Genomic DNA, 6,669 nt, shown 5'->3' on the forward strand with positions numbered 1-6,669 from the left:
TAGCCCTGCTATTCGCATCATTTTTGCCTTGTTTAAGAACTTAATTCATCCAAAATAACTCTCAAAAACAAAATTTAAACAGTTTCTGATACCTTCTCAACTTTTACCTCACTACTTTACTCATTTCTATCTTCCAGACTCCTTCTCCCGTCCCCTGTCATCTGTCTCCTGTCTCCTTCTCCACCCTTCCGTCTTCTGTCCGCTAATAATATTACCTTTGCAATTGCATGGATATTTTTCATCACATACTAAAGCAATACTGGGGCTACAAGGAGTTCAGGCCTTTACAGGAAGATATTATCCGTTCGGTTGCAGATGGTAACGACACACTTGGTTTAATGCCCACTGGTGGTGGTAAATCACTGACTTTCCAGGTTCCGGCATTAGCCAAAGAAGGGGTGTGTATTGTTATAACGCCATTGATTGCTTTGATGAAGGACCAGGTTGCAAACCTCAAAAAAAGAGAAGTTAAAGCAGCAGCCATCTTCTCGGGTCTGTCGCGCGACGAGATCAATATTACGCTTGACAATTGCATATTTGGTGGCACTAAGTTTTTATACATCTCACCTGAACGACTGAGTACTGAGTTATTTCAAACCAAGGTGCAACAGATGAATGTAAGCCTTTTGGCTGTTGACGAGGCACATTGTATCTCTCAGTGGGGTTACGATTTCAGACCGTCATATTTAAAGGTGGCTGAAATACGTGAACTTCTGCCCAATACACCTGTATTGGCATTAACAGCCACTGCTACCCCTGAAGTTGTTGAAGATATTCAAAATCGCCTTTTATTTAAGAAACCTAATGTCTTTCAGAAAAGCTTTAAACGTGATAACCTGGCATATGTCGTCCGGCAGGCTGAAGACAAAGAACAGCAGTTATTAAGCATTTTAAACAAGGTAAAAGGCAGTGCAGTTGTTTATGTACGTAATCGAAAAAAAACAAAGGAATACAGCGAGTTACTAACACAAAACGGTATTTCAGCCAGTTCTTTTCATGCTGGGATGCCGCAGGAGGCGAAGGACGAACGGCAAAAATTGTGGACTAATGGCGATATCCGCGTTATGGTTTCAACCAATGCGTTTGGTATGGGCATCGACAAACCTGATGTGCGTCTAGTTGTACATATGGATGCTCCTGATTCTTTAGAAGCGTACTTTCAGGAGGCAGGACGGGCTGGACGAGATGGTAAAAAAGCCTATGCAGTTCTTCTTTGGTCAGGTAATGATCAGGTACGACTTAAGCGTAATATATCGGTTTCCTTTCCCGAAAAAGAAAAAATACTCAATGTTTACGACGCCCTTGGTAACTTCTTTCAATTGGCGGTTGGGAGCGGTTTTGGAATGGTTTATGATTTTAACCTGCCACTGTTCTGTAAGAATTACCGCATGAATCTGATGACTGTTTTTAATAGTCTTAAAATCCTTCAGCGAGCTGGATATATCGAGTTTACTGAAGAGCTTCAACTATCAGCCAAGGTTCATTTTATCATTCGTCGTGACGATCTCTATAAGTTTCAGGTAGCCAATGAAGAACTTGATAGTTTTATTCGTATGCTGTTTCGCTCCTACACTGGATTATTCACCGAGTATGTGCCAATAAATGAAGAACTGCTGGCAAAGCGTATGGACAAGTCGAGGAATGAAATATATCAATACCTGGTTAAACTAAGTCAGCAAAGAGTAATTAAATATATTCCGCAGAAGAAAACACCTCTGATCACTTACACCACATCACGGGAAGATCGCCAATACATTGAGCTGCGAAAAGAAATTTATAAAGACAGAAAAGATAAATACGAACGACGGATACAAAGTGTGATTGACTATGGCACAGTTAATCATATATGCCGAAGCAAACAGCTTTTACTTTACTTTGGTCAAACAGGTGGAGAAAATTGTGGAAAGTGCGATGTGTGCCAAAGCATGAAAACGACCGACTTAAATATTGAAACCTTTAATAACATTGAAAAATGGATTATAGAACTGCTCTCTAAAAAAACTGTTTCATACGACGAACTAATGATGAGTGCTCAATTCGAACAGGACGAACTCACTAAAGTTTTGCGATGGCTTCAGGAGTATGAAGTAATACGCGATAATAAAGACGGACTGCTTGAATTAACACAATAAACTTCATACCCTGTATTTCTTCAAAATATTATAGCTTTGGCTTAAAATTTCAGGCATGCAACACCAATCAACACCATATAACCTCTTAGTCATATTAGGTCCCACAGCATCAGGTAAGACAACTTTTGCAGCACATTTAGCCAAACAACTTGATGGAGAAATCATCAGTGCCGACTCACGACAGATATATCGTGGTATGGATTTAGGTACAGGTAAGGACATCGAAGATTATACCATTGATGGTTATACCATACCTCATCACCTTATTGATATTGTTGATGCAGGCTATAAGTACAATGTTTTCGAATATCAGGCTGATTTCTTTAAGGCCTTCGAACAAGTTCAACAGAATAATCACCTGCCAATCATGTGTGGTGGTACAGGTATGTATATCGAGTCGGTACTAAAAAAATACAAATTGATCAATGTGCCGGTTAACCAAGATTTACGTGACAGCTTGCAAGGAAAAACACTACCAGAGCTTAGTGAGATTCTGGCCGGCTACAAATCCTTGCATAACCAAACGGATACAGATACTGTTAAAAGAGCCATTCGTGCCATCGAAATAGAAGAATATTACCAACAAAATCCAGAGATTGTAGTAGAATTACCCGATGTTAATCCACTTATTATTGGGGTGAACATTGATCGTGAGGCACGCCGAAGAAAAATTACCTCGCGACTTAAGAAGCGCCTTGAAGAAGGCATGATTGATGAAGTAAAAAAGCTGCTTGATGATGGTGTAGCACCTGAAGATCTGACTTATTACGGGCTGGAATACAAATTCCTGACTATGCATGTGATGGGTGAATTAAGCTACCAACAAATGTTTGACAAGCTGAATATTGCCATTCATCAATTTGCCAAACGACAAATGACCTGGTTCAGAGGCATGGAACGTAAAGGCGCCAAAATACACTGGGTTGACGCCTTTGAACCTATGGAAGAACGCATTACTCGGGTCAGGGAATTATTAAACGCTTAAGTAGTGCCTCGTCAATTCTTAATTTAACTCTGCAAACCTATCTTATAGCTAATGTCTTATGTCTAAACTCTATCGATTATAAACGTAAGCCACCACTTGGTTTGAGAAAAAAGTAGGCACCAATACTTCTTTAGTAGATGGTATATAACCAATATCAGCCGATTGCACTTTATCATTGACTGTGTTAAGAAGTTGCACTGGTTCTGCCCCAGGTCTATAATAGTACATCTCACCGCGCCAGAAAGTATAATAATAAGCTCCTAAGCCATCCGCTTCAAGGCCATCAACCTGTGAACCTGTCTCAAGAAATACTTCAGGTGTTTTGGTAGCCACATCCATCTTCAGAATTTTATCACTTGTACCCACTAACACATAATCTTCTTCGGCGAATAAACCATTGATACGTCCCCACCCTTCGTTTTTCAACCAGACTGCTAACTCATTGCCTTTAGCAATATATATCGTCGATGTACCTGAATCCGATATCAGTACATCGCCAGAGGTAGTAATCGTTACATCATTAAGAAATTTAGCCTTTGGCTGCTTTATTCGCTTAATAACAGTTGCTTTTTTAATGTCAATCAGAACTAACTCATCGATGTTAGAAACATACAATATACCTTCAGCAATTGCCATTCCTTTTGGGGCATCAAGCCCATCAACCCACTTTAGAGATTGAATGCGACCATCGAGACTCAACTTGGAAATAAATCCATTCCCATCTTTTTCGGATGGATTACCGGCCACGTTAGATACAAACAAGCAATTGCCTTTTTCATAATACTTGACCGACTCTGGCACTTCGAGTTTAGCTTCGGTCTTCCATGATTGACTTAATTGAGCAAATGAAGCTGTATAAGACATGACGATTAAAAGTAGAATTAGATGTTTCATAACATTTTCTTAGGCGTTAATGTAATATTTTAGAACAATTATAAATAAAAATAACATTTTAATCCAAGGTAACGTATCGTATTTTGAGTGGTTTATCCAACCAATAAAACTGTTAACCAATTTAAGTGTTTTAATTAAATAGTTAATGCATTATTTTTATTGCACAATAAAATACCCGAACCATGGAAAGCATTGAAGATTATATTTTACGAATAACGAAATTAGCTAATCGTAATAAGGAGTTGAATGACCAGTTACAAGGTCTGGTTGGGCGTTATGAAATCATACAGAAACAGAATGAGAAATACCTGAATCTTTTATCAGAGTATTCTTACGAAGAAATTGAGGAACGATTAAAAATGCCATCGAAAAAACGTGTGAAGCGTTTCAAGATGGTATCAGTATTATATGCAACTATCAGGGGATTTGATAAGATTAATGAGCATGATCATGCTCAGGCTTTGATTGATGCCCTTGATGAACTTTATCTCGCCTTTGATGATATTGCTAAAAAATATGGTGTTCTGAAAGTAAAAACCATAGGCGACACCTTTTTGTTTGCCGGCGGTGTTTTAGAAGAGAACAGAACCAATCCGATTGATGTGGTTAATGCAGCTTTGGAGATGCAGGCTGCCGCACGAAAATGTATCATTAACGGAGATAGTGAACCATTCTGGCAAGTAAGCATCGGCATTCATACAGGGCCTGTATTAGGGGAACCAACAGGTAGAAAAAGCTCACCTTTCGCGTTAACCGGTGAAAGTGTAAATATCGCATCACGCCTTGGAATGGCTTGTAAAGGAGGGGACATTAACATTTCAGTAATGACGTATGAGCTTATTAAGGAATTTTTTGCGTTGGGTGAAAATGGAAAAATGCCGGCCAAGTACAAAGGTTTCCTTGATATCTTTAGGGTAGAAGGTATATTGCCTCAACTGTCAGAAAACGGAGAGGGTACAGTGCCTAACCGAAATTTCACGACTAAATACAGCCTGATCCAGTTTATGGATATCCAGGAAGAGTTACTGGATATATTGGAGCACAAACTGCCTGACAATCTTTATTATCACAACATCAAACACACAATTGATGTAGTTACCGAAGTAGAGTTGATTGGCTGGGCCGAAGGACTGGGTGAAGAAGAAATATTATTACTTAAGCTGGCTGCTCTATTCCACGACTGTGGGCATACTATAAACTATGAAGAGCATGAGATGCATGGTGCTAAAATAGCTCGCGACATTTTAACCAATTATAAGTATCCGGAAGATCAGATTGACACAATTTGCCGTTTGATAATGTCTACCAAGTTTCCACCTCAACCGACAGATATATTAGAACAGGTAATATGTGATTCTGATTTGGATTACCTTGGTCGAAGTGATTTTATCCCTGTCTCAAATAGTTTATACGTGGAATTAAAAGAACGTAATATGGTTGGTACCATAGATGAATGGAATCAAATGCAGCTAGATTTTATACGCAGCCACCAATATTACACCGAAACAGCTCGTAATCTGAGGGAAGTAAACAAACAAAGTCAGATTGAAAGACTGGAGGGACTATTGCAGTTTAGTGAGAAGGTATAACAAAGGGTACGTGATATATTTAAGGCACAGATTGGATTTATCAATCTGTGCCTTTTTATTTCTAAACCAGAATACTCTTTAGGCTCCTCTCTCCCAACTTAAACACTACTATCCTTTCACCAATCCACTTCGCTTTAACAATGGCGTAATCGAAGGTTCATGTCCACGGAAATTCTTATACAGTTCCATCGGATGAGCTGTTCCTCCTTTTTCAAGAATTTCGCTTCTGAATCGTGCTGCTGTCGTCTGATCAAATATACCATTCTCTTTAAAAGCCTCAAAAGCATCAGCATCGAGCACTTCTGCCCATTTGTAGCCATAATAGCCTGCTGCATAACCACCATCAAATATATGTGCGAAACCAGTAGAAAAAGCTGTTCCTTTTACTTCTGGGAACAATTCGGTAGCAGCCATAGATTCACGTTCAAACTCGATCACATCACCATCAAATGCCTCTTGCTGCGAATGCCACGCCATATCGTTCATTCCAAAACTCAATTGGCGAACCATGGCATAACCACTCTGGTAGTTTTCACTATCAATTATTTTCTGGATCAATGATTCAGGGATCACCTCACCTGTTTTATAATGCACTCCCACATCTTTTAGCCAATCTTTTTGTGTTGCCCAGTTTTCCATGATTTGTGATGGCAATTCAACAAAGTCGCGATATACATTTGTACCGGCCAGACTCTCGTAAGTGACCTTACTCAACATGCCATGAAGCGCATGACCAAACTCATGCAAAAAGGTCTGTACTTCTGTAAAAGTCAATAAGGATGGCTTTTGCTCTGTTGGCCGGGTAAAGTTGCACACAATTGATATATGCGGACGCATGTCTTCTTCCCCATCACGATGCTGATCTCTGAAGGTAGTCATCCAGGCACCTCCTTGCTTACTGGTGCGCGGGTGATAATCAACATAAAAAACACTTAAGAACGATCCATCTTTATCGAAAACCTCGTAGGTCTTCACTTCATCATGATAAAGCGATATATTTTTCGTCTCTTTAAAAGTGATGCCATAAAGCCTTGTTGCCAGGTTAAAAATACCTTTTTCTACCTTCTCT

The 6,669-nt window shown here is 39.4% G+C and carries 5 protein-coding genes; 3 read left to right on the top strand and 2 right to left on the bottom strand.

The features are described 5' to 3' along the window. Window positions 1-227 precede the first annotated feature (227 nt). Complete coding sequence (locus AC4MRQ_RS24140; protein WP_491200294.1) at window positions 228-2,132, top strand: RecQ family ATP-dependent DNA helicase; 1,905 nt, start codon at window positions 228-230, stop codon at window positions 2,130-2,132. Window positions 2,133-2,187: 55 nt separating this feature from the next. Continuing rightward, entirely contained in the window at window positions 2,188-3,117 is a 930-nt protein-coding gene (gene miaA, locus AC4MRQ_RS24145; RefSeq protein ID WP_491200295.1) for a tRNA (adenosine(37)-N6)-dimethylallyltransferase MiaA, read from the top strand. 69 nt (window positions 3,118-3,186) lie between these two features. Here the strand turns inward: miaA and AC4MRQ_RS24150 are convergent, their stop codons facing one another. Beyond that, the gene (locus AC4MRQ_RS24150; protein WP_491200296.1) at window positions 3,187-4,011 is read right to left on the bottom strand and encodes an SMP-30/gluconolactonase/LRE family protein; all 825 of its coding nucleotides are present in this window, start codon (window positions 4,009-4,011) and stop codon (window positions 3,187-3,189) included. A gap of 182 nt (window positions 4,012-4,193) precedes the next feature. Between AC4MRQ_RS24150 and AC4MRQ_RS24155 the strand changes: the two genes are divergently transcribed. Continuing rightward, window positions 4,194-5,600 (top strand): adenylate/guanylate cyclase domain-containing protein, encoded by a 1,407-nt coding sequence (locus AC4MRQ_RS24155; RefSeq protein WP_491200297.1) that lies wholly within the window; start codon window positions 4,194-4,196, stop codon window positions 5,598-5,600. Between the two features lie 108 nt (window positions 5,601-5,708). On the opposite strand, the gene AC4MRQ_RS24160 is transcribed toward AC4MRQ_RS24155, so the two are convergent. Continuing rightward, window positions 5,709-6,669: M3 family metallopeptidase (locus tag AC4MRQ_RS24160; protein ID WP_491200298.1), on the bottom strand; the 961-nt coding region annotated here is incomplete at its 5' end.

The organism is Carboxylicivirga sp. (assembly GCF_982718395.1).

Excerpts from the sequence above, each read along its gene's own strand:
- AC4MRQ_RS24155 (WP_491200297.1), top strand. The coding sequence starts at position 4,194 with ATGGAAAGCATTGAAGATTATATTTTACGAATAACGAAATTAGCTAAT.
- AC4MRQ_RS24150 (WP_491200296.1), bottom strand. The coding sequence starts at position 4,011 with ATGAAACATCTAATTCTACTTTTAATCGTCATGTCTTATACAGCTTCA.
- miaA (WP_491200295.1), top strand. The coding sequence starts at position 2,188 with ATGCAACACCAATCAACACCATATAACCTCTTAGTCATATTAGGTCCC.
- AC4MRQ_RS24140 (WP_491200294.1), top strand. The coding sequence starts at position 228 with ATGGATATTTTTCATCACATACTAAAGCAATACTGGGGCTACAAGGAG.